The following is a 23,016-nucleotide window of genomic DNA, read 5'->3' on the forward strand; positions in this document are numbered from 1 at the left end:
TACCTGGGGAGGGGACTATGAGAATAGCATACATAAATACTGTTTTAGATTATGGCAGTACTGGTGGGCTTGTGCGTGCTTGTGCTGAAGATATGAAGCAAAAAGGTCATGAGGTTTTGATGTGTTATGGACGTTATGACTGTAAATCCAAAGAAGATACCTTTTTCTTTGGAAATAAACTTTCGACCTGGATGCATTTCGCAATGACCTTATTATTTGGAAGACATGGACTGCATTCATCTTTTCAAACACGAAAGTTATTGAAGCGACTGGATGCATTTCAGCCAGATGTTGTCCATTTACATAACATTCATGGGTTTTATCTCAATATTGAGATGTTGTTTAAGTATCTTAAAAAGAAGAATATTCGAATTGTATGGACCCTTCATGATTGTTGGAGTGTCAGTGGTAGCAGTGCTCATTTTGATTACGATGGGTGCGAAAAGTGGGATGAAGGCTGTGTAGTGTGTAAGAACACACATGTCTACCCAAGAGTCTATGGATTTAAACGGCAAGAGAAAAACTTTGCGCTTAAAAAACGATTGTTTACATCGATTGATATCGATAAAATGACCATTGTGACACCCTCACACTGGCTTGAAGATTTGATAAAAACAACCTTCTTAAATCGATATCATATCGTCACAATATACAATGGTATCTCCTTAAGTCGATTTGAAGCCAAGAAAGTACAACCTGCTTTAGATACTGTAGAACTTTTAGGTGTTGCGAATGTTTGGAATAAACGTAAGGGATTTGATGATTTTCTTGAACTTGCCAAAATGCTTCCCAAACACTATCATTTGACATTAATTGGACTCAATGAAAAACAAAAAGACAGCTGTCCGTCAAATGTTAAGGGAATCTTACGAACGTCAGACTTTCATGAGCTTGTAAAAATCTATCAAGCGGCACATATCTATTTAAATCTAAGTTACGAAGAAACCATGGGATTGACGACTGTCGAAGCACTTGCATGTGGTACTCCATGTATTGTTTATGATAAAACTGCGGTACCTGAAGTCATTGACACATCGTGTGGCATTGTTTGTGAAGCAGGTAATTTAAGTGCACTTAAGTCGACCATTGAGTCGTTTGATTTTAAGCAATTCACAGGTGATAAATGTGTTAAGCGGGCTAAATTGTTTGAATCAGCAATTATGCTTGCACAATACAGTCAGGTACTAGGAGCAAATCATGGAACAAATTAGAGTGCTTTATATACATGGTGGAACCTTAGCACGCGGTGGTACTGAATCCTTTATGATGAATACGTTGCGTACAATCTCACGCGATATTCATATTGACTTCGTAGTCCACGGTGATGAAAAAGGTGTGTATGATGATGAAGTCGAGGCTTTGGGTTCAAGCCTTATGCACGTACCCATTAAGAGTAAAGACCCACTTGGGAATAAGCGCATGCTTACTAAAATAATGCGTGAAGGAAATTATGACATTGTGCATGCCCATTTAAATGCCATGAATGGTCCTGCACTTAAGATTGCGAAAGCATGTGGCATTAAGGTGCGTATTTCACACTCACATGCAAGTGAACATTACACACAAAACCCACTTAAGACATATCTAAACAATCGCGCAATGAAAAGCATTCCTAAGGTTGCTACTGATTTGTTCTCATGTTCTCAAAAGGCCGGGGATTTTTTGTATGGCACGCATCCCTATACAATATGGTACAATGCAGTCGAGCTGGATCGTTTTGCATTTGATCGTAACAAACAAGAAAAACTTAAAGCAGAACTCAATTTAAGCGATAAGCGTGTCTACGGTCATATCGGACGGTTTAACTTCCAAAAGAACCATCCTCAATTGATTAAGATTTTTGAAGCCATTCACCGTGAAGATCCAAAGTCACACCTTGTGCTTGTCGGAACAGGTGAGCGCGAAATGGAAATCCAACAGTTGATTCATTCGCTTGCACTTGATGATGCAATAACACACTTGGGTTCGATATCCAATGTTCATGAAATATTGAATCTGTTTGATCTCTTTGTGTTGCCATCATTGTTTGAAGGACTTCCGTATGTATTGGTGGAAGCACAAGCGAATGGACTTCCAATCATTTCATCTGACAACATTGATCAAGAGACGAAAATCAATGATAATTTTATCTTTATTGATCCCAATGATATTGAGCGTTGGGTAAAAACGGCTCAAACACTTGAACTTAAGGATCGAAGTATTGATGTTCAAAGATTTATTGATCGAGGATTTGAACTCAAATCCGCAACACAAAAATTGGAGCATTATTATAAGGAGCGCGTGAAAGGAAACACTGTATGACACTTGCGTACTTTGTCACAATAACCATGCTGTTGACCTATCTCATAAACAGTGCACTGGTATGTTATTCAAAGAAACCACAAAACAAAGAAGCGTATCGATTTTACATTGTCCTTGCTTACCTTGTTTATATGTTTGTAACTGTATTTCGTCCCATGGGTCCTGGCTTGGGTGGAACGGATACGTGGGGGTATCGAAACTACTTCCTGAGTTCAAGAGGATCGCTGATGCATGGACTCACGGTTCAAACATACGAAAAAGGGTATGCCTTTTTTGTTTGGTTTGTACGCCTATTTACTACAGAATATCGCGTTGTCTTGTTTCTTGTGCATTCATTTATCTTTGTCAGTACTGTATCATTTCTCAAGAAAATACGCTTTAATAAATACTCATTTATAACCATTATGGCCCTTGTTTTTCTCGCACTGGATAGCATTAATATTGTCCGTATCATTGTGGCGGTCTGTATCTCTTACTATCTATACGATGCACTATATCAGGGACGCATATATAAAGCGCTGGGGATCATTCTCTTAGCAAGTTCTGTTCATATTTCAGCGGTGATTCTTTTTGTGGTGTACTTTATCTATATCGTGAAGCGCTATGAAAAAGATTTTTCACTGGATAAATTAATGATTTTAACCTTTGTGTTTATGATTGGAACCTTTATCGCAATCCATGTGATGGACTCAATCATCAATCAAACCAAGTATGTATTCTATGATCAAGATGAAGGGATTGCCTTTCCAAGCTATATCATGTTTCTGGGTGTGTTCTTGGTATCAATCATGCAGTATAAAAAATTGGTAAAATTTGATAAAATAAATGAGGTGTTGATTTATGCACTATCTGTTGGATTGGTTATTTTACCGCTTCAATACCGCTATGCGATTATGTATCGGATGTTGTTGTACATCCATCCAATTATGTTTACGTTAATACCCGCGATTTTTGTGGAAGATGAACCGTCTTTTGATGAGCATAAGTTGACGAAAATCGCAATAAATTGTATGCTAGTAATGTTTATAGTCTACCGTATTTATAGTTTCTTTACGGGTGAATTGGTAGACTTAGGAAGTTTTGGGGGTTTTTAATGTTAAGATACCATTCTTAACCGATCTATAAAATCAAATGTGGGGGTTATTTTGATTGATTTTAATGTACACACATTAAAGTGATGACCACCATTTTTGCGTTGTTTTCATCACTTTAAAGGAGGAAACAATGCTTTTTTATTCTAATGACATCAACGGTATGGTGAGTGTCCCTGACACACCATGCCATCAATCTCGCTATGCAAAAACAACCTCCAGACAAAACAAAACCCAGCAAAGATGTTCTACAGAATTAATGAATGTGAGGGGATCTTCATGAGAGTCCTTTTCATTAATTCTGTTGTAGATTATGGGAGTACTGGGAAAATTGTGCGTGATCTTGCGAATGGATTGAAACAAGAAGGACACGAAGTGTTGATTGCTTATGGTCGCAATGGCACAAACAATCCAGATGATACCCTTGATATCCAAGATAAACTTGGATCTGCGTGGCATTTGTTAATGTCGCGTTTATTGGGGCGTCATGGCTTGCATTCAAAACGTGCAACCCGAAAACTAATTAATGCGATAGAGTCGTTTAAACCGGACGTCATTCATATGCATAATCTCCATGGATATTACCTTCATGTACCCATGCTTTTAAAAGCACTTCAAAATTCAGATGCAAAGCTTGTTTTAACATTGCATGATTGTTGGACGTTTTCTGGAAGCAGTGCTTACTTTGATTATCATGGTGTCAGTGGGTGGCATGAGGGGGTTGTGCAATGTAACTCAACGAGGGATTATCCCGAGGTGTTGGGTTTTGCGAATCAAAAACGAAATATGAAATGGAAACGGAACTCTTTTACGAAGCTAAACAACCTGAGTGTGATTACGCCATCCGATTGGCTCACCCAGCTTGCGCAAGCATCAATATTAGGGAAGTTTCCAATTACCACAATTCATAATGGGATTGACTTATCTGTGTTTAAACCAACTAAAGGTCTTAACTTAAAAGAAATTAGCGATGCCGACACAGTGATTTTAGGTGTGAGTAGCATTTGGGAACGACGAAAAGGGTTGGATATTCTGATTGAAATGTCAAATAAACTTGAGGATCATGAGAATTTGGTGCTTGTTGGATTGTCCCAAAAACAAATCGACGCCTTACCGCCACATGTGATTGGCATCAGTCGTACATCGAGTATGGAAGAGCTTGCTAAGCTTTATTCACGAGCGAATGTGTTTGTCAATCCAACCTTAGAAGACAACTTTCCAACCACGAACCTTGAAAGTTTAGCGTGTGGCACACCGGTTATAACCTTCGATACCGGTGGTAGTCCTGAGGCAATTGATGGGAGTACGGGGGTTGTGTGTAAAATAAAGACAGCTCAGAGCTTAATTGAATCCATTCGAAATGGAAAATTTGAACCTGGATGCAATTCAGATTGTGTCCAACGCGCGCACTTAATGTTTAGTAAAGAACGCATGATTGCGAATTATCTCAAACAACTGGTGGGATAAAAAGGAGATAAAAATGAATCAAGCTATAGATTTTGTCGTAATGTGGGTGGATGGAAATGACCCAATATGGCGTGAAAAGAAAAAACACTATAAAACTGATAACGTCTTTAAAGAAGATGATTCAGAGGTCCGATATCGAGATTGGGACAATTTAGAGATATGGTTAAAGAGTGTCGAGACATTTGCACCTTGGGTGCGTAATGTATTTATTATTACAGACAATCAGCAACCTAAGATGAATGGTAATAATCCAAAAGTGCGAATCGTAGACCACAAGGATTTTATTCCTGAACAATACCTTCCCGTATTTAGTGCGAATCCCATTGAATTGAATGTGCATCGAATCGAAGGATTGTCTGAGCAGTTCGTCTTATTTAATGATGATATGTTTCTGATACGACCGGTAGCCCCTACAGATTTTTTTGATAATGGAAATCCAAAGGATATGTATGGGTTAAATGTTGTTGCTGGCATTGGAATGAAAGAAATTATTCAAAATATTACCCTTAATGATGTGAGTTTAATCAACGCTCACTTTAATAAAGGTGAGTCCTTGAAAAAAAATCGTTCAAAGTGGTACTCATTAAAAAATGGACCGTATTTACTGCGAACCTTATTACTGAAACCATGGGGCTTTTTTACAGGATTTGTGGAACCACATGTTGCGAATAGCTATCTTAAATCAACATTTGAAGAAGTGTGGACAAAGGAATATGATGTTTTAGATCAAACATGTTATCGTAAGTTCAGAAATATCGGTGATGTGAATCAATGGTTGATTCGCTATTGGCAACTAGCATCGGGTATATCAGTTAACCGAAACTATAATTTCGGTAAATTTTTTGATGTTACTGATGAAAATGTAGACGCATGTGCTCAGTGGATTATGAATCAAAAAAGTTCAATTGTTTGCATCAATGATAAAGAGTCAATTCGTGATTTTGAAAGTGTAAAGAATAAACTGAATCATGCTTTGGAATCTGTAATTTCTATGGAAGGTAAGTAAAATGAAAAAACTCAATTTAAATGTCACAACAATCGGCATTGCGAATGCTGTGATGTTATTACTTGTATCACTATTTAAAGAAGTAAGACTATTCAGACCCTTACACTCTGTGTTTCAAATTCTATTATTAGTTGGGATTCTAGTGGGTGGATTGGTAATCGGTTATAACTTTTTTGATCAAAAAGAAAAAACCCTGTTTGATAAGCTGAGCTATGGACTAGTGATTACCTTAGTAATATCCTCTGTATTATCACCACAATGGCGTAGCGAAAGTATTAAAGACAGTGCTGTCACAGGAATTTGCGTATTAGCAATCTTTCCGCTTATTAATGGGCTGTATGTCCATAAGAAGCATCGGTTTTCTTTGAATGTAATCCGATTAATCATGATTTGTGTCACAATTATCTCATTTGCTTCCATCGTGCTCTTTTTTATCAGTCCTTTAATTCAGTTTGATTTATTGGGTGAAACGATAAAAATTGGGATGAGTACAAATCGACTTTTTGGCCTGTATCATTCCTTATCCCTGCCAATTGCGGCATCATCGCTTATTCTAGGCTTTAGTTTCCGCTTTAATCCACTATATGTAAACTCGACAGATCAACGATTTCTATTCATCAGTAATTTAATCGTGAACTTCGTGTTTGTTGCTTTGTCCTTTTCATATGGTGTCATTATTGCATTAATTGTGAGTGTTGCTTATGTTAGCTTTTTTGGTGTTTTGAAACTTAAGAAAAAAGTGTTGGTTGCGATTTTAGTTGCGGTGTTTGCAGCGAGTGCGTTTGGGGGTGCGTTATATGTGACCCGTGTCGGTATATTTGCAGTCAGAAATGTGAGTGATACAGGGGGTACCATCGAAGATCCAGATGAACCACAAGTTCCAGATGATATCTGGAAGGAACAACATTATGGCATTCTTACTGGACGTGATACAATTTGGCTGTATGGATTAACCCATCTCAAAGAACGCCCTCTCATTGGGTTTGGAGCAGCAGCCTTTTATGGTGATTTAGTTTTAGGAACTCAAGAACTCCAATCTTTACACAATGTTTATGTTCAAAGCCTTGTGAGTGGTGGTATTATACATTCCGTCTTTTCTTTCTGGGTTATTGGTTTGATTGTTATACGGTCATTAAGATACTCAATTAAGAGTCAACAAGGTCAACATTACATGTATAATTTAGCATTAATAGGATTACTGGTGTTTAGCGTAATCGGTGGTTTTGTAGAAACGAATTTATTATATGTAAATCGTTTCCCACAATACATATTCTGGATCTGCTTAAGCCTTTTAACCTTCAATGTATCAAAACCACGTTATGATGAAGTTCAATAATATATACAGGGCTTGAAATTGCGCATCGAATCGTGGGAATATTCTTGATTTTTTAACAATTTAAAGCACAATAAGATTTAGTTTGCTTCTTTTTTAAATCCCTCCATTAATTTCTATGTTAATTATCACACAATTTTAGCCAGATTACGGTGAGTGTGATAAACTTATATTTAGTTATTGGGGGGATTTTTTTGTGAAAATATTTAAGACGAATCATGAAAATAGCGCGTTAAAAACTGTAGGGTGGATTGTTCTATTGATTCAAGCAGGGGCATCCTTGTTTGCACTGTATACGTTCAATAAGACGAATATATTCATCACACGATACTTTATGGTGGTGTGTGGTGTTTTATTGGTCTTATTTTTGTTGACGAGTGTTTGGGTAGTAAAGACGAAAGGGTTCAGTGCACGAATTGTAAGTGTATTACTTTCATGCGCAATCTTGTTTGGTTCATTTTATGCATTCAAAACCGATCAATTACTTAAAACGATAACAGGGGGTAAAACAGACACCCATTTTATTCATGTTGTCGTGAAAAAGGAAAGCAGTGCTCAGACCATTTCGGATGTTGTACATGATCCAATTGGTGGAAACACATCTTTAGATTTAGCATCAATCAATAAAGCAAAAAGTTTGATTGAAGCGGCTGAAGATGTTGATCTTCAAATTCAGGATTATGATGGTTATGATACGTTAATCAATGATTTGTTTGATGGAAACATTAAAGCCATGATTATTGGGCGGTCTGAAATAACTTGGGGATAATTCAGAAAATGATATAAAATAACTTGGGGAGTAAGTTACCCCAAACAAGTTTGTTAAAGACCAAAGGGAAGCGTAGTCGCACATGACTATAGCTTCCCTCTTTTTGTTATAGTATATCAATAATGAGTCATTTCTTAAGAGAGTCCTTTGTCATAGGTTGTTTTAATTATTGGGTTAATTCGATATGTTGCGTCTTCATTAAGCACATACAACACACGATTCCTAAACCGCTCCCAATTACGATAGCCACTTGCATTGTTTTTTATTTGCTTGATTATGCGATTTCGATTCTCAATCAACGCACTGTTTATGTGTGTTATGGAAACTTCATAATGGGTTTCTCCTGTTTTCTTATTTGTGACCTTTGTGCATTTTTCTACTTTATTGAAAGTTGCGACAATTTCATTTTTCCACTTTCCTAAAGTTCGGCTAAAATCAACAATTGATGCAACTCTACTCTGAGCCATCACTCTGATGAGTGTGTTCAGATTCTCGTGTGCATTCTCAGCTTTTGATTCATTGAAGAATTGATCGAGTAAGAACTTCATGTTATATGCATCTTCAAGGCCATTGCTCGTTTGAAGAATTAGGTCTATTATGTCGTAAAGGTTTAGAAACTTTCCCAATTTCTTATTGCGTTGTTTCGGTACATTTGGATCAAATATATTGTATTTCTTATCTTTAACTGTGGTTGTTGCTTTGGGGTTTTTATAGAGTAACCAGTTGAACTTTTTAAGCAGATAGTATTGCTGGTCACGCTTATAATATTCTTGTCTTTTGACTTTATCTTCTGTTTGCTTCCAGTTCTTAGGAGGTTTTAGTTTCTTCATAGTGTCTACCCTAATAGAGTCGATACGTTTCATTAAATCACTATAAACATGAAAACGATCAACACTGATAAACGCGTTTGGAAGGAATTGTTTTGCGACGACTCTATAGCTATACCACATGTCGATTCCAATACCTAAGACTCCTTTGCGTTCTTCAAGGGGGATTTGGCTAAAATACGCGACTAAGTCTTGTTTCTTACGGGACGGTAATATATCTACGATATTCTTTGTCATTGCATCAATAAGAACGCATACATAATCACTGCGATCACTGTGGTACGCATAACATTCATCAATAAGCAGATAAGCGGGTAGTTTTTGTCTGGAGACAGAAACGTGGGAATCGAAAATAGATGATACTGTAGTGGGAGATAACCGATATCTATTGGCAACTGTGGTAAACGTTTCATGTGGCGATTTAAGATCATTCAGGACATTATATACGGTCAGCTGAGTAATCTTCATATTTCGATACGCAAATGGATTGTGTTCAAAAAAGCATTTATTACACGTTGTGCATTTATAACGTCGTGCACGGTAACGAATGTAACAGGGTATATGTGTTACCAGTGAGTGGAGAAGCTTCTTTTCAGAATAATCTTTGATTGTGGATGTTTTGCTTTCACAAATTGGGCATGTTTGTTCCTCTACCTGAAGCGTAATGTACACATTCAATGCGTCACTTTGACCTTTGATATCAATCTTCTGGACTTGATGGTGTTCTAAGTTAAATAATTCAAGAATTTTTTCGTTACTTAAAAGAGTGGCATTAGCGTTCATAGAAACCCTGCCTCTCTTTGACTATTTTGATAAGGTTTCATTATGTATCTTGCTCCTAAATATAAAAATGATTGTCTGTTATTTAAATAACCATCTTCATTATATTCAATCTGAGGAGTTAAAACTATTTTTCTCATGTTGGTGAAGTAATGGCGGAATGATAGATATTCCGTTTTGTGGATAATATGAAGTAATTCAATCGTTCCAAATAACTTAAATGTCTCACCGATTCATAATCGTTAAAACGTATTTTTATCCGAATATATGTTGATTCATCAATATCAGTTAAAAGCGTGCTATCAAGTTCATGGGTTAATATTATTTCAATTGTGGGTACAGACAGTTGAAAATAGGGAAGTAAGTTACTTGGTATTATTGCATGAGTTCTCTTACATTGATTACAAAAGAAACGTGCGATTTCTACGACAATGGTTAATCGCCCAGTAATTATGGTTTTCGGATAGTATCCATAACGAATCAGTGTATCTGTTTTTGAACAGCACGGACAAGGTATTGTTTTTGGATTAATTGAATTGAGAAATTTGTAATATTCCTTTTGAGAAAACTGTTTATTATTGAATGTGTTTGAGAAAACTGTTATCATATTCTTACTCCTTTATAGGAGGTATTGGATTGGTAGAAACTTAGGTCTGGAAACTTGGGGTTTCTACCATTTTATTAACCTCGTTAAACTAATAATACAAAAAAAATCACTTTAATACAGCACTTAATTGTGCATAAAGTAAAGTGATTTTTTATTCTGCTGGTCTAAGATAATCAGTTTACAACAGAAATCCCCAAACTTCTTTAAAGACAGAGGCTAGAGCAAGATTACCTCACCCCAAGAAATAGTGTTGCGAGTGAAAACCCCAAGTAAAGTTTAATATCCGATTATTGGTGGTGGACAAATCTCCATGGCCAGTGAGGTTGATGAGGCATTTGAATCAAAAACACGCATTATCGCAACGTATCGATATGATCAAGAGGTTACACAACGTGTCAGCAAGCCCAGTGTCCTCAAAGAGACCTACAGTATCTTCTTAAGTGGGATTGATAAGTATGGCCCTGTTTCAACGGTTTCAAGATCCGATGTGAATATGATTATTACAATAAATCCTAAAGAACATCAAATTCTACTAACCAGTATTCCACGGGATTATTTTGTGACCTTAGCAACATCAAATGCCAAAGATAAATTAACCCATGCTGGATTATATGGGGTTGAGGAATCCATGAAAACACTTGAGAATTTATTTGGTATTGATATCGACTATTATATTCGCGTAAACTTTACATCGGTTAATAAGATTGTGGATGCCTTAGGTGGCGTCGAAGTGTATACAAAATATAATTTTATTTCATCCGGTGGGAAGTATTCCTTTAAAGAAGGCAATAATTATGTGAATGGGGATAGTGCCTTATCCTTTGTTCGTGAACGGTATCATTTACCAGGGGGCGATAATGCACGGGTCTACCATCAACAACAACTCATTCAAGGAATCCTAAATAAGGCAACATCTCCTTCAATTATCACGCGTTATGCATCGGTCTTGGACTCAATATCTGATTCAATTCAAATGAGTTTAACACAAGAAGAACTTACTGCGATTATTCGTGATCAAATGGATACAATGAAAACATGGGATGTTCAACAATACCAAGTGAGTGGAACGGGGAGTTATTCAGAAACATATAGTTGGAAAGGAAAACAGCTTTATGTTATGATACCTAATGAATTAACTGTACAAAAAGCAGCATCATACATTCACCAAATGGAAAATGGACAACGCATTGACGTGAGTAAATAAGTGTGGCGGCATGGTTAAACATGTCGCTTTTTTAAAGGGGATGAGCGCATGAATAAGAAGAAAACATACATCAACCTTGGCATCGTGTTTGCCTTAACGCTGGCGGTTTTAGTATGGCTTCTACACGATGACTTTGAAACAACCCTCAGTGTCCTTAAAACCAGCAATCCTCTTTATCTAATTGGAGCTTTAGCTGCGTTTATTACGACCCTTTTCACCAGTTCTTGGATTCTTCTGAATTGGGTGCGTTTATTTAAACCAAACTTCACATTCTCAAATATGTTTCGGTCTAATTTCTTAGCCGTCTTTGCCCGCAATGTTACACCGATGCAATCAGGTGGACAACCGATGAACGTCTACGTGTTGAATACTTTTGGTGTGAATGTAGAGACATCCGTATTTATTTTATCCATTGATTTTGTGGTGTTTCAAACAGCACAGGTTCTATTTTCATTAGTATGGATTCTTTTATATCTCCCATATTACCGGTCGAACAATGTTTTGTTTTGGGGTGTCATCCTGGGATTTGCGATTAACAGTGGACTTTTAGTCTGTTTATATTTATTAGTGTCAAGTGCTCGCTTACATCGCTTTATCGGGAAGTATGGTGTGAAGCTTCTAACGAAAATTAAGATTGTAAAACACCCAGACACAATCATGGATAAAGTGGAACAGAAAATCAGTGAGTTTTCTCAATCCCTTTCATATCTTAAAGACCATAAAGGTGTAGTGGTTAAAAACTTATGTATCGTCCTTATGGGACTAATGTTTACCCACTCAATTCCATACCTTATTGCGCATACCTTAAATATTCCTGTCGGGATCGAACACTATTTTGAGTTTGTGGCACTCAGCGTATTTGTTTCAACCTATAATGCTCTGCTTCCGATGCCAGGAGGTACCGGTGGGTTGGAATCGGTATTTATGATGATGTATGGTGGCTTTGTAGGAATCACACATCAAAACGCCTTTATGATTCTATGGCGTTTTGTAACCTATTATTTTATTGTGATTGCAGGAGCGATTTATTTTGTGATATTTACCAGTAAGAAAAATCTTGAACACACGGATTCTAAGATGTAAAGTTTATGTGCTATGGTATAATGGACTAAAGAGGTAACAGTATGACACGTATCGCATTTATTTATGATTTTGACCGCACACTTTCACCAAAAGATATGCAGGAGTTTGGGTTTATTGATCAATTAAATTCGAACCCAGAAACGTTTTGGGAGTTATCCCATTCGCTCAGCAAGAAACATGCTATGGATCCTATATTATCGTATATGCTTTTGATGAAACAAGAAATGGAAAAAATGGGGAAACATATAACAAAACAAGGACTCAAAGACCTGGGTAAAGACATCGAGTATTTCCCAGGTGTTAAGGATTGGTTTTCACGTATGAATTCAATGGCATTATCATTGGGTTTAGTTGCGGAACACTATATCATATCATCAGGACTCAAAGAGTTGATTGAAGGCACTGAAATATTCCATGAGTTTAAGGAAGTCTTCGCATGTGAGTACACCTATGATGATAAGGGGTATGCAATCTGGCCAGCACAATCCATTAACTATACAACCAAGACCCAATTTATCTTTAGAATTAATAAAGGTGCGATGGATGTATCGGATATTATAGAACTCAATCAATTTGTCCCATATAATGAGCGCCCAATCCCTTTTGAACACATGATCTATATTGGTGATGGGATTACAGATATTCCAAGCATGAAGGTTGTGAAAGTAAATGGTGGACATTCCATTGCAGTTTTTCAAAAAGGACATAAAGAAAAAGTTGAACAGCTTGTGCGCGATAAACGCGTGAATTTCTGTGCACCTACTGATTACACCAAGGGGAGTCACATTGAAAAAATATGTGAATTGATCTTGCAAGAAATCAGTGTAAATGTGAATCAAAAGCGCTTACGCGATAAAATCGAGTTTATTTTGTGAAAATTAAATGAAAATGTATATAAAATACTGTACTTCCTATAAAAATTTGTTATAATCATATTCGGGTATCAGCTTGAATTAATCCCCCCCCAATTCAAGTTGATATCTTTTTTATTAACTTTGTTTCAGAAAAGTTTCAAAACATTTTCAATAAATTTGCAAAAAAGCATTGACATTTAAGTTTAAAACTCGTATTATAACAACATATTTCGGTGAACAAGAGAGTACATTTGGACATCTTACCAGCGAGTTGGCACAGAGTGGAAGGCCAATAAAGATTAAAAATGGAACCGCACTTGGGAGAATCTATATTGAACTTAGTAGGTATAGACGTATATCGGCGTTAACGATTTGAGGGGTGAGTTGATTTTTGATTCACAACTGGAGTGGTACCGCGATTGATTAACAGTCGTCTCTAGAATGTAGAGACGACTTTTTATTTTCTTAAATACGAAGTCGCTCTACAACAGATAGATGAAAAGGAGCCTAAGAGTATGAAGAAATATCTATCAATTTGTTTAGCATTAGTCGCTGTTGTATTAACAGGATGTGGATCAGGAAATGGTGCACAGGAAGAAAGTCATGTCGCAAAAATAAAAGAAGCAGGGAAATTAGTGCTTTTAACTGAAGCAACATTCCCACCCTTTGAATATCAAGATTCATCTGACAAAGCAGTGGATGGTGTTGCAGGTGTTGATATCGAGTTTGGTAAGTTACTTGCTGAAAAACTGGGTGTTGAACTTGAAGTCTTAAATCTAGACTTTGGAACACTTGTTCCATCACTTCAAAGTGGTAAAGGTGATTTGATTGCAGCGGGTATGTCAGTACAACCTGACCGTGCCGCAATCGTTGATTTCTCAACATCTTACTATGAAAATGGACTTTATATTATTGTTCCAGCAAATTCAGATATCGCAACAAAAGATGACTTAGTGGGTAAATCAATTGCTGTTCAACAAGGAACAACCGCTAATGATATTGCTTTAGGTATCGAAAACTCAAATGTTATGGAATTTAAAGGCATGGTTGAAGCAGGTCTTTCAGTTGCAAGTGGCCGTTCTGATGCAAGTATTGCGGATTTACTTCCTGCAACAGTTATCACTAAAAATGAACCATCCCTTAAAGTATTATCAGAACCTTTGACTTCAGAGTCTACAGCTTTAGCAGTTCCTAAGGGAAGTGACTTCATTGAGTTAGTGAACGAAACAATTAAAGAAGTGAAAGAAAGTGGACAACTTCAAGCGTGGTTTGATCAACACTATGATGCAGTTGTAATCGAAGAATAATATGTTTGGATTTCTATCATTAGACAATTTCTACCGCGCGTTTATCGCTGAAGAACGTTGGAAACTCTATCTTGATGGACTCAAAACGACCTTGCTGATATCCCTAGTAGCCTGTCTATTAGGGATTCTCATCGGTTTAATTATCGCGGTAATTAAATATAGTTACCAACAAGCACAAGCAAATGGTCGTGTTGGCATTGTCCTCAAAGTTTTTAATTCAGCAGCAAACATCTATACAACCGTCATACGCGGTACACCAGTCTTACTTCAACTCTTAATTTTATTTACCGTGGCATTCCAAGGGCTCAATGCAGCCTTTATTGGGTTTGGCATTAACTCAGGCGCGTATGTATCCGAAATCATCCGTGGTGGCCTTCAATCTGTTGACTCGGGTCAAAGTGAAGCAGGGCGTAGCTTAGGGTTAAGCTCCATGCAAACCATGACCATGATTGTGATACCACAAGCATTTAAAAATATCGTTCCTTCACTTTTCAATGAGTTAATCGCAATGGTTAAGGAAACATCCGTTGCAGGATCCATTGCAGTAACAGACCTTACCAAAGCATCACAAGGCATTCAATCACGGCTTTACTTAATTGAACCGTTGTACATTGTCGCAATCATTTATCTCATTTTGGTATTTACCTTAACACAAATACAGAAAGTCCTTGAAAGGAGGTTAGCACGTAGTGATCGAAATTAAAGATTTACATAAATCATTTGGTGAACTTGAAGTCTTAAAAGGCGTCAGTGCTACCATCAATCAAGGCGATAAGATCGCAATCATTGGTCCATCTGGATCGGGTAAAAGCACCTTACTTCGGTGTTTGAACCTTCTTGAATTTCCGCAACAAGGTGCCATCCTATTTAATGGAAAAGATGTGACCAAGTTGTCTCACGCACAACCCTTCTTTAAAACCTTAATGGGGAAGATAAGCAAGAAACCTAAGGATGAAAATATTGATGATTTTAGAGCACAAGTGGGAATGGTGTTTCAACATTTCAACTTATTTAATCATAAAACAATCCTAGAAAACATCACCATGGCACCGATTAAGTTGGGATTATTGAGTGAAACTGAAGCAAATAAAAAAGCTGAAGAACTTCTCAATCGTATTGGGCTTCTTGATAAAAAAGATGTGTATCCATCTACTTTATCAGGGGGACAAAAACAACGGATCGCGATTGTGCGTGCCTTGTGTATGAATCCAAAGGTTATGTTGTTTGATGAACCAACGTCCGCCCTTGACCCAGAAATGGTTAAAGAGGTGCTGGATCTGATTAAGGACCTTGCTGATGAAGGCATGACCATGGTCATTGTGACCCATGAAATGAATTTTGCCCGTGAGGTCGCTTCTGAAGTATGGTTTATGGATGAAGGGTACTTAAAAGAAACTGGTTTAGCTCAAGACCTATTTGATCAACCCAAAGATGAACGTTTAAAGAATTTCTTATCCAAGATACTGTAAGTAAAAAGGACACGCCAAGCGTGTCCTTTGTCTATTATGATCGCAAACTTTCAATATTTGTCAGTATTCTTTCCGCAAGCTTAATAAACACAAACGAAAGGACTGCACTGTAACCTGAAAGAATCAAAAACCCAATGAGGGATGAAGTGAAGATGCTCATGGTGATACCAATGGTTGGCACAATCAGGGCGATAAATACCACAACCATGTTCACAAATTGGGAAATAGTGGCCCCCAGTTTGGAACCCAAGTATTCACGCGCGATGACTGAGAGATAGACAATCATGGCACGCACTAATACTTGAGCAATAATTGTGAGCACCATATCCATAAAGGTTGCGCCAATCGCAATGCCTGCAGGCAGGGTTAACATGATGGCCCGTGCACACGAAATCAAATGATCCAAAAGTGTTGCATAGAAAAGTTTCTTGCTGATAGAATCTGGCATGATATACAAGGCAGCTTGTCCAAATTCATCTTTCCATGTTGGAGCGGGTGAGAAAAAGGCAACTAAATACATGGTAATCCCGCAGATTGTAGCAAAGAACATTTCAGGGGGAAGTTCAAGGTTGAAAAATAGCTGTGCAACCGCGACCCCAATCCCTGCAATCAGATACATATAATCTCCAAATCTAAAGAATAAACGGCTTGAACGTTGTCGTTCTATAATTTGTTTATAAAAGATGACTTGAGCACCTTGACCGGATAAATGCCCTTTTCCAGCATGGACTTTTTTAGATTTCCCCAAGGCTTCGCTTAATGAAACATCGCCTTTCTTTTGTTTATCTTCAAGCAGTGCTTGTTTCTGTGAAAAGGACAAAGCATCTTCATAATAATCCCCTTTACAGGGCATCGTATAGGCGATCCATGTTAAGCCAACTGCACTGATAAGATACAGGATGGAAGAAAGGATTGAAACCATCGTAGGACCAAGGATTACCAAGTTAATCCATCCTAATTGCCATCCAAAGATGGGAATCAACAGGATAACGGGATGCGAGACAAGGTTATGAATTGTTTGGGTTGATGCCCCGTTTTGAAGGATATAAAACCCAATAAATAGCGAAACACCTGCAAGTATGCCATAGACCCCCCACTTGATCCATTTCTTTTGCGATAAGGACAGGGTTTCAGATGCATACATAATCAGTGCGAGACTGTAAGAGAGTGAGTTAGAGAAAACTAAATCCCCCACCCCCATAATGAGTGCATTTAGAACTGGAACGTTGAACACAAAAATCGCAGCAATGATCAGTGCAATCTGCATGGCAAATGTAAGATAAGCAGTTTTAAGAAGCGCAAACAAGAGGGCTTGCTTGGGTGAAATGGGCGTTGCGAGTGTGAAATGAATATCTTGTTTTCTAAAAACAACCCCTTTTCGGCTAAAATAGGAAAGGGTCGAAGGCATGGAGATGTAAATCGTGAGTGCACTTATCACAACGACAAACCAAGCCGGTGAATCAAAGTTTTCATTTACAATCATAGACTTAAACATAAAGGGCAAGAATACAAAATATCCAACAGCTAACGCAGTCCCAATTAATTTTAAAGGCTTCTTTAAAAATTGTCTGAATGCATTTTTTGCGGTCATTTTATATTGATAAATCAGTGCATTATTCATGTGTGTCACCGACTTCATGAAGGTCAATGGACGCATCTTTATCCCCAGTTATTTCAAAGAAGAGATCTTCAAGTTCCGATTCACCCGCTTCTTCACGTGTTATATCCGCAACGACTTTACCCAATTTCATTAAGATAACACGGTCCCATAATTCATCCACCATTTCCATCATATGCGTACTGACAAGGACTGTTTTTCCTTCAGCTCTGCATTCCTTAATGACCATCTTGAGTTCTTTAATTGCTTTTGGGTCAAGACCCACCATCGGCTCATCCAACACCAAGACCTGTGGATCAACAATCAGTGCACAACAAATACTCACCTTTTGCATCATCCCTTTTGATAAAGCATCTCCCAGTTTGTCTTGTTTGTCGTATAGGTCAAATCGTTTTAGAAGTTGATCGATTTTGTTGTTATCAATAGGTGTACGATAAGCGCGTGCAATGTATTCGATATGTTCACGAACAGTGAGTAAAGGGAACATACTTGGAATTTCAGGGACATATGAAATCATGCGCTTGGCTTCAAAGGTCTTATTGTCATATTCACCAATCGTCACATCCCCATCAAACCGAAGAATTCCCATAATACTTTGGATGGTGGTGGATTTACCCGCACCATTGGGTCCAACAAGTACCGCAACTTCCCCTTTATTTACAAAAAAGTTTATATGATCCACCGCTTTAACATCACGGTAGAATTTGCTTAAGTTTCTAACATTTAACATACTCAGTCTCCCTTTTATGTCATTTATTGTATCACAGTAGTGATACATAAGTAAATGAACCCAAGATTAACGCCTGATATGTGAACCGATTATTTTACTTAAGCAATTGCTTTAGTGATTGATGTTTTCTATAATAGAATATATATAACGAGGAGGCACAGTAATGCACAAATATGTCATCAGTTCTCAAAATCTTCGGGTGTTTGCGATTTCTAAAGGCGCAACAATCACTCAAATCCAAGTCTTAAATCAGGGTGTGTGGATGGATACAATCTTAGATTATGCAGATGAAAACACGTATCTTAACACGGACCCTTACTATTTAAATTGTGTGGTAGGTCCACATGCAGGACGGATTAAGGATGGTGTGTATCAGATTGGAGATCAAACAATCCAATTGGACCGCAATGTCAATGGAAATCATCATCATGGGGGTAAGGATAGCTTTAAAGACATCTTGTTTGATGTTCAGGTCGAAGATCAAACCTTAACCTTTACTACTTATGATGAAGTGCATGGTATTGATGTGAGCATTTGGGTACGTGTCTCGGATTCAGATCTCACCATCGCTTATAAAGCAATCCCTAAAACCCCTCAGGTCATCAACATGACCCATCATTTATATTTTAATCTATCCGATGAGAAAACCATTAAGTACCATACCCTTAAAGTTGATGCACCATTTGTGCATGCAGTTGATGAAACCGGTGCATCCACCTCAGAAATTATTGAGGTACACAATACGCCTTTTGATTTCTCAAACAAACCGTATCTTAAAGATCGCCTTGAGATGACACACCCCCAATTTGAATTCACACGCAATATTGATCATGCATTTTATACAAAGAATCTACCCTTAGTCTTAGAATCTCCACGCGCTCACTTGGGTGTAGAAATCCGATCAACCGCTGATTATACCGTGCTTTATACCGCAAACTTCTTTGAAGGTGAAACATCCTTTGTGAATCGTGGTCCATCCCAGCGCGCCGAAGCCATCGCCATTGAAAGTCAAGATTGTCCAAACGGTGTGAACATTGAAGGCACCAAGGATCAAATTTACAATCAAGCGCGTCCGTATACTCAAACGACAACGTATCATTTCTACAGTCTATAAACATCAAAAAAAAGTCCATCAAATTGGACTTTTTATCTTAAAAAGAAAACATAACCTAAAAGTAATGGGATGTTACTCATCGATGTATTCTCTAATAACACGATTTGATAACATTGTGGTAATCGATACCCCTTCATCACTGATAACTGCTGCGACTTCTTGAGAGGTTAGCGTGTGTCCATCTTGTGTTCCAAATAAAACAACACGATCACCAATGTTGCAATCAATCCCTGTAACGTCCACAATTGCAGTATCCATGCAAACAGCCACGACATGGGCCTTTTGACCATGAATCATGACCGGCATGAGTGGTGATTGTTTATACAACATCAAGCCATCCCCATAGCCTACATTAATGATCGCGATGTCTGTGGGGGTGATTGCAGTGAAGGCACGATTGTATCCGGATGTATCATGTGGATTAAGGTGCTTGCGTTCTAAAATTGTGGCAGTCCATGTCATGGGTTCAGTGATGCCAATGCGGTAATCTTCAAAGATTGAATCCATGTAGAGGCGTCTTCCTAAGCGTACCATGTCATGGTGGGCTTCACCAAACCATTCCGATGCACCACTGTTACAAAAATGCAATTTACCAGGGTTAATGCCTGCATTTTTGAGGGTTTGAATGGCGTCCATGTATAAAGTGTGTTGTTTAATGGTGAGGTCACTGTGTGCAATTTCACCTTCAATTGGATGTGAATAGGTACTGTTTATGGTGAGCCATGGTCGTGCTTTAAGCAGCGGTATTAACGTATCTAATTCTGAACCCAATTTGAACCCAAAGCGGTTAAAGTGTGTGTTTATTTTTAAGTTTACCCTGAAGGTCGACTGTGGATGTTTACCATGGAATGAATCAAGCCATGTTAAGGTTTCAAGGTTGTGAAGCAGTATTTGAATATCATGTTCAACACACAGTTCAACGCCTTCTTCACTCATTCCTGCTAAAAGCATAATTGGTTTTGTGATACCATGTTCTCTTAGTTCAATCGCTTCTGAAATATGCGCGACACCAAATCCTGTTACATCGACTTCATCTTGAAGTACTTGAGCTACTTCCACCAACCCAAACCCATAGGCATTGGATTTAACCACTGCAAGAATCGATGTAGTTGGATTGAGATGCGCTTTAATTTTATGAATGTTTTCATTGAGAATGTGTTTTTTGATTGTTAGTGTAGAATTGTCCATACGATTACCCCATTTGTTCTTACTTATTATACACGAATGTAAGATGAAGTCATACTAATTGAGAACGATGAATGAGTTTTAGTATGATAAGACATGAGGTGAAGGTATGAATATGCAGGTATTATTGTATTATTTTTATACAGATATTGAAGACCCCCAAGCGTTTAAGGAAGCACATCTTACACTGTGTCACTCACTTGAGCTCAAAGGGCGTATTTTAGTGTCGAAAGAAGGGATTAATGGTACGGTTTCGGGAAGTGTTGAACATACAAACCGCTATATGGATATCATGAGACGTGATCCCTTGTTTCAAGGCATTGAGTTTAAAGTGGACTTAAGTGATGACCATGTTTTTGGGAAGCTGAAAATCAAGGTAAGGCCCGAGCTTGTGAACTTGAGTTTGGATGAAGATATTGATCCACGACGTGTTACAGGACGCTATGTGAATCCAAAAGATTTTTATACACAAATGCAACAAGCGGATACCATTGTCATTGATGCTCGTAATGATTATGAATATGATTTGGGTCATTTTAAAGGGGCAATTCGTCCTGATATTGAAGTCTTTAGAGACTTACCACAGTGGATAGAAGATCATGAAACACTCCTACAAGGAAAGCGTATTCTTACGTATTGCACCGGAGGCGTACGATGTGAGAAATTTTCAGGGTGGCTTGTGAAAAAAGGATACGAGGATGTAGGTCAATTACAGGGTGGAATTGTGACTTATGGTAAAGATGACATGGTCCAAGGAAAAGACTGGGAAGGGGCATGTTATGTATTCGACAAGCGTATCAGTGTTGGTGTCAATCGCGTAAATCCAAGTGTTGTCGGTCGTGATTATTTTAGTGGTGAACCATGTGAACGGTATATTAATTGTGCCAATCCAGAGTGTCATCGTCAGATGATTGTCAGTCAAGACAATGAAGTGAAGTACCTGGGCAGTTGTTGTGACGCATGTCGACTTCATCCAAACAACGAATATGTTAAAGCACATGGCTATACACAAGAAGACATAGAGAATATTAATCGACATCTAAAGATGGACTAGCTTCATCTTTTTTTTAAAACGTCATTGACATCGAAGGGGTGTAAAAATATATCGGTTGATGTATAATAAAGATTAGATTATAAAGAGGAGATAACAATGAAAGTATTAGTTACAGGTGGTGCAGGCTTTATTGGAAGTCATACCGTAGTATTAATGATGCAACAAGGCTATGAAGCTGTGATTGTAGATAATCTCTATAATGCAAGTGAAGTTGTGTTGGATCGTATTGAAGCCATAACAGGCAAAAAACCACGTTTCATTAAATGTGATATCTTAGATAAAGAAGCACTTCGCGGTGTGTTTGAACAAGAGTCATTTGATGCAGTGATTCATTTTGCAGGACTCAAAGCAGTGGGTGAATCCAGTGTTAAACCGATTGAGTATTACCAAAACAACATTGCTGGAACTTTAAATGTATGCGAATTAATGCGTGATTATGGTGTGAAGAAGATTATCTTCAGTTCTTCCGCAACCGTGTATGGTAAACCAGAAAGCGTTCCAATTCCTGAGACCGCAAAAACCTCAACAACCAACCCATATGGGACAACAAAACTGTATAATGAAGTCATCTTACAAGACATCCAAAAAGCGAACCCAGATTGGTCTGTTATTATCTTGCGTTACTTCAATCCAATTGGTGCACATAAGAGTGGAACAATGGGTGAAGATCCAAAAGGTATTCCAAACAATCTTGTGCCTTATATTACACAAGTTGCGATTGGACGTCGTGAATTCTTGAGTGTGTATGGCGATGATTATGATACCCATGATGGTACGGGTGTGCGTGATTATATCCATGTACTTGATTTAGCACAAGGTCATATTGATGCACTCAAGTATACTACCGACCATGAAGGCTACTTTACCTTTAACTTAGGAACAGGTATCGGATATTCTGTGCTTGATGTTGTGAAAGCATTTGAAAAAGCAACTGGAAAAACCATCCCTTATAAAGTACAACCAAGACGCCCAGGTGACATTGATGAATGTTATGCCGATGCAACGCGTGCGAAAGAAGCTTTAGGATGGGTTGCACAATATGATATTGATACAATGTGTCAAGATTCATGGAACTGGCAAAAAAACAATCCATTTGGTTATGAACAATCAGAGTAATTAAGAAGTGATGTAGAGGGAAAACACAATGCAGTGTTTTCCTTTTTATGTACCAACTACGGGCCAATAGATGAGTATTATTTGCATTGCTTGAGTATTAT

Annotated in this window: 21 protein-coding genes and 1 other annotated feature; of the genes, 16 read left to right on the plus strand and 5 right to left on the minus strand. The window is 37.8% G+C overall.

Features of this window, described 5'->3' with window-relative positions; genetic code table 11:
* The first annotated feature begins 17 nt into the window (after positions 1-17).
* From AOC36_RS02545 to AOC36_RS02575, 7 genes are all read left to right on the plus strand, one after another.
* Positions 18-1,211 (plus strand): glycosyltransferase, encoded by a 1,194-nt coding sequence (locus AOC36_RS02545; protein ID WP_067631004.1) that lies wholly within the window; start codon positions 18-20, stop codon positions 1,209-1,211.
* Positions 1,198-2,301, plus strand: a complete 1,104-nt coding sequence (locus AOC36_RS02550) for a glycosyltransferase family 1 protein (protein WP_067631007.1) — start codon at positions 1,198-1,200, stop codon at positions 2,299-2,301. The genes AOC36_RS02545 and AOC36_RS02550 overlap by 14 nt, the downstream gene beginning before the upstream one ends.
* Positions 2,298-3,395, plus strand: coding sequence for an EpsG family protein (locus tag AOC36_RS02555; RefSeq protein ID WP_067631009.1), 1,098 nt, complete (start codon positions 2,298-2,300; stop codon positions 3,393-3,395). The genes AOC36_RS02550 and AOC36_RS02555 overlap by 4 nt, the downstream gene beginning before the upstream one ends.
* A 276-nt stretch (positions 3,396-3,671) precedes the next feature.
* The gene (locus AOC36_RS02560) at positions 3,672-4,859 is read left to right on the plus strand and encodes a glycosyltransferase (protein WP_067631011.1); all 1,188 of its coding nucleotides are present in this window, start codon (positions 3,672-3,674) and stop codon (positions 4,857-4,859) included.
* 13 nt (positions 4,860-4,872) lie between these two features.
* On the plus strand, positions 4,873-5,865 hold the full coding sequence (locus AOC36_RS02565; protein WP_067631030.1) for a Stealth CR1 domain-containing protein: 993 nt from the start codon (positions 4,873-4,875) through the stop codon (positions 5,863-5,865).
* A 1-nt stretch (position 5,866) separates the two neighbouring features.
* Positions 5,867-7,201 (plus strand): O-antigen ligase family protein, encoded by a 1,335-nt coding sequence (locus AOC36_RS02570; protein ID WP_067631033.1) that lies wholly within the window; start codon positions 5,867-5,869, stop codon positions 7,199-7,201.
* 193 nt (positions 7,202-7,394) lie between these two features.
* Positions 7,395-7,967: a hypothetical protein gene (locus AOC36_RS02575; RefSeq protein ID WP_067631034.1), complete on the plus strand. Its 573-nt coding sequence runs from the start codon at positions 7,395-7,397 to the stop codon at positions 7,965-7,967.
* Positions 7,968-8,101: 134 nt separating this feature from the next.
* On the opposite strand, the gene AOC36_RS02580 is transcribed toward AOC36_RS02575, so the two are convergent.
* Together AOC36_RS02580 and AOC36_RS02585 are read right to left on the minus strand one after the other, a co-directional pair.
* Entirely contained in the window at positions 8,102-9,577 is a 1,476-nt protein-coding gene (locus AOC36_RS02580) for an ISL3 family transposase (RefSeq protein WP_067629964.1), read from the minus strand.
* 133 nt (positions 9,578-9,710) lie between these two features.
* Positions 9,711-10,181 (minus strand): DUF6431 domain-containing protein, encoded by a 471-nt coding sequence (locus AOC36_RS02585; protein WP_067629969.1) that lies wholly within the window; start codon positions 10,179-10,181, stop codon positions 9,711-9,713.
* A gap of 310 nt (positions 10,182-10,491) precedes the next feature.
* Here AOC36_RS02585 and AOC36_RS02590 point away from each other — a divergent pair, with 310 nt between their 5' ends.
* From AOC36_RS02590 to AOC36_RS02615, 6 genes are all read left to right on the plus strand, one after another.
* Complete coding sequence (locus tag AOC36_RS02590) at positions 10,492-11,385, plus strand: LCP family protein (RefSeq protein ID WP_067631036.1); 894 nt, start codon at positions 10,492-10,494, stop codon at positions 11,383-11,385.
* Between the two features lie 48 nt (positions 11,386-11,433).
* Complete coding sequence (locus AOC36_RS02595) at positions 11,434-12,468, plus strand: lysylphosphatidylglycerol synthase transmembrane domain-containing protein (protein ID WP_067631037.1); 1,035 nt, start codon at positions 11,434-11,436, stop codon at positions 12,466-12,468.
* 41 nt (positions 12,469-12,509) lie between these two features.
* The gene (locus AOC36_RS02600) at positions 12,510-13,343 is read left to right on the plus strand and encodes an HAD family hydrolase (protein ID WP_067631041.1); all 834 of its coding nucleotides are present in this window, start codon (positions 12,510-12,512) and stop codon (positions 13,341-13,343) included.
* A gap of 203 nt (positions 13,344-13,546) precedes the next feature.
* Positions 13,547-13,763: a binding site (T-box leader), on the plus strand.
* A 74-nt stretch (positions 13,764-13,837) separates the two neighbouring features.
* A complete protein-coding gene (locus AOC36_RS02605; protein WP_067631043.1) occupies positions 13,838-14,629 on the plus strand; it encodes a transporter substrate-binding domain-containing protein in 792 nt (263 codons plus the stop codon).
* Between the two features lies 1 nt (position 14,630).
* Positions 14,631-15,332 carry an amino acid ABC transporter permease gene (locus AOC36_RS02610; RefSeq protein WP_067631045.1) on the plus strand — a complete coding sequence of 234 codons (702 nt, stop codon included), beginning with the start codon at positions 14,631-14,633 and terminating at the stop codon, positions 15,330-15,332.
* Positions 15,319-16,098, plus strand: coding sequence for an amino acid ABC transporter ATP-binding protein (locus tag AOC36_RS02615; RefSeq protein WP_067631047.1), 780 nt, complete (start codon positions 15,319-15,321; stop codon positions 16,096-16,098). The genes AOC36_RS02610 and AOC36_RS02615 overlap by 14 nt, the downstream gene beginning before the upstream one ends.
* 34 nt (positions 16,099-16,132) lie before the next feature.
* On the opposite strand, the gene AOC36_RS02620 is transcribed toward AOC36_RS02615, so the two are convergent.
* Both AOC36_RS02620 and AOC36_RS02625 read right to left on the minus strand, forming a co-directional pair.
* Entirely contained in the window at positions 16,133-17,719 is a 1,587-nt protein-coding gene (locus tag AOC36_RS02620) for a putative ABC exporter domain-containing protein (protein WP_067631054.1), read from the minus strand.
* Positions 17,712-18,446, minus strand: coding sequence for an ABC transporter ATP-binding protein (locus AOC36_RS02625; protein ID WP_067631058.1), 735 nt, complete (start codon positions 18,444-18,446; stop codon positions 17,712-17,714). The genes AOC36_RS02620 and AOC36_RS02625 overlap by 8 nt, the downstream gene beginning before the upstream one ends.
* Before the next feature lie 163 nt (positions 18,447-18,609).
* Here AOC36_RS02625 and AOC36_RS02630 point away from each other — a divergent pair, with 163 nt between their 5' ends.
* Positions 18,610-19,560 carry an aldose epimerase family protein gene (locus AOC36_RS02630; protein WP_067631059.1) on the plus strand — a complete coding sequence of 317 codons (951 nt, stop codon included), beginning with the start codon at positions 18,610-18,612 and terminating at the stop codon, positions 19,558-19,560.
* A gap of 72 nt (positions 19,561-19,632) precedes the next feature.
* On the opposite strand, the gene alr is transcribed toward AOC36_RS02630, so the two are convergent.
* Positions 19,633-20,748 (minus strand): alanine racemase, encoded by a 1,116-nt coding sequence (gene alr, locus AOC36_RS02635; RefSeq protein WP_067631062.1) that lies wholly within the window; start codon positions 20,746-20,748, stop codon positions 19,633-19,635.
* Positions 20,749-20,860: 112 nt separating this feature from the next.
* On the opposite strand from alr, the gene trhO reads away from it, so the two are divergent.
* Together trhO and galE are read left to right on the plus strand one after the other, a co-directional pair.
* Positions 20,861-21,799 (plus strand): oxygen-dependent tRNA uridine(34) hydroxylase TrhO, encoded by a 939-nt coding sequence (gene trhO / locus AOC36_RS02640; RefSeq protein ID WP_232505384.1) that lies wholly within the window; start codon positions 20,861-20,863, stop codon positions 21,797-21,799.
* A gap of 96 nt (positions 21,800-21,895) precedes the next feature.
* On the plus strand, positions 21,896-22,915 hold the full coding sequence (galE, locus tag AOC36_RS02645) for a UDP-glucose 4-epimerase GalE (protein WP_067631067.1): 1,020 nt from the start codon (positions 21,896-21,898) through the stop codon (positions 22,913-22,915).
* Positions 22,916-23,016: the final 101 nt, after the last annotated feature.

It is taken from the genome of Erysipelothrix larvae (assembly GCF_001545095.1).
GTDB classification, from domain to species: Bacteria; Bacillota_I; Bacilli_A; order Erysipelotrichales; family Erysipelotrichaceae; genus Erysipelothrix; species Erysipelothrix larvae.

Bases quoted from the DNA above. Each gene is read 5' to 3' on its own strand.
- trhO (WP_232505384.1), top strand. From the start codon at position 20,861: ATGCAGGTATTATTGTATTATTTTTATACAGATATTGAAGACCCCCAA.
- AOC36_RS02550 (WP_067631007.1), top strand. From the start codon at position 1,198: ATGGAACAAATTAGAGTGCTTTATATACATGGTGGAACCTTAGCACGC.
- AOC36_RS02600 (WP_067631041.1), top strand. From the start codon at position 12,510: ATGACACGTATCGCATTTATTTATGATTTTGACCGCACACTTTCACCA.
- alr (WP_067631062.1), bottom strand. From the start codon at position 20,748: ATGGACAATTCTACACTAACAATCAAAAAACACATTCTCAATGAAAAC.
- AOC36_RS02630 (WP_067631059.1), top strand. From the start codon at position 18,610: ATGCACAAATATGTCATCAGTTCTCAAAATCTTCGGGTGTTTGCGATT.
- galE (WP_067631067.1), top strand. From the start codon at position 21,896: ATGAAAGTATTAGTTACAGGTGGTGCAGGCTTTATTGGAAGTCATACC.
- AOC36_RS02605 (WP_067631043.1), top strand. From the start codon at position 13,838: ATGAAGAAATATCTATCAATTTGTTTAGCATTAGTCGCTGTTGTATTA.
- AOC36_RS02625 (WP_067631058.1), bottom strand. From the start codon at position 18,446: ATGTTAAATGTTAGAAACTTAAGCAAATTCTACCGTGATGTTAAAGCG.
- AOC36_RS02620 (WP_067631054.1), bottom strand. From the start codon at position 17,719: ATGAATAATGCACTGATTTATCAATATAAAATGACCGCAAAAAATGCA.
- AOC36_RS02570 (WP_067631033.1), top strand. From the start codon at position 5,867: ATGAAAAAACTCAATTTAAATGTCACAACAATCGGCATTGCGAATGCT.
- AOC36_RS02565 (WP_067631030.1), top strand. From the start codon at position 4,873: ATGAATCAAGCTATAGATTTTGTCGTAATGTGGGTGGATGGAAATGAC.
- AOC36_RS02555 (WP_067631009.1), top strand. From the start codon at position 2,298: ATGACACTTGCGTACTTTGTCACAATAACCATGCTGTTGACCTATCTC.
- AOC36_RS02580 (WP_067629964.1), bottom strand. From the start codon at position 9,577: ATGAACGCTAATGCCACTCTTTTAAGTAACGAAAAAATTCTTGAATTA.
- AOC36_RS02545 (WP_067631004.1), top strand. From the start codon at position 18: ATGAGAATAGCATACATAAATACTGTTTTAGATTATGGCAGTACTGGT.
- AOC36_RS02560 (WP_067631011.1), top strand. From the start codon at position 3,672: ATGAGAGTCCTTTTCATTAATTCTGTTGTAGATTATGGGAGTACTGGG.
- AOC36_RS02585 (WP_067629969.1), bottom strand. From the start codon at position 10,181: ATGATAACAGTTTTCTCAAACACATTCAATAATAAACAGTTTTCTCAA.
- AOC36_RS02610 (WP_067631045.1), top strand. From the start codon at position 14,631: ATGTTTGGATTTCTATCATTAGACAATTTCTACCGCGCGTTTATCGCT.
- AOC36_RS02590 (WP_067631036.1), top strand. From the start codon at position 10,492: ATGGCCAGTGAGGTTGATGAGGCATTTGAATCAAAAACACGCATTATC.
- AOC36_RS02595 (WP_067631037.1), top strand. From the start codon at position 11,434: ATGAATAAGAAGAAAACATACATCAACCTTGGCATCGTGTTTGCCTTA.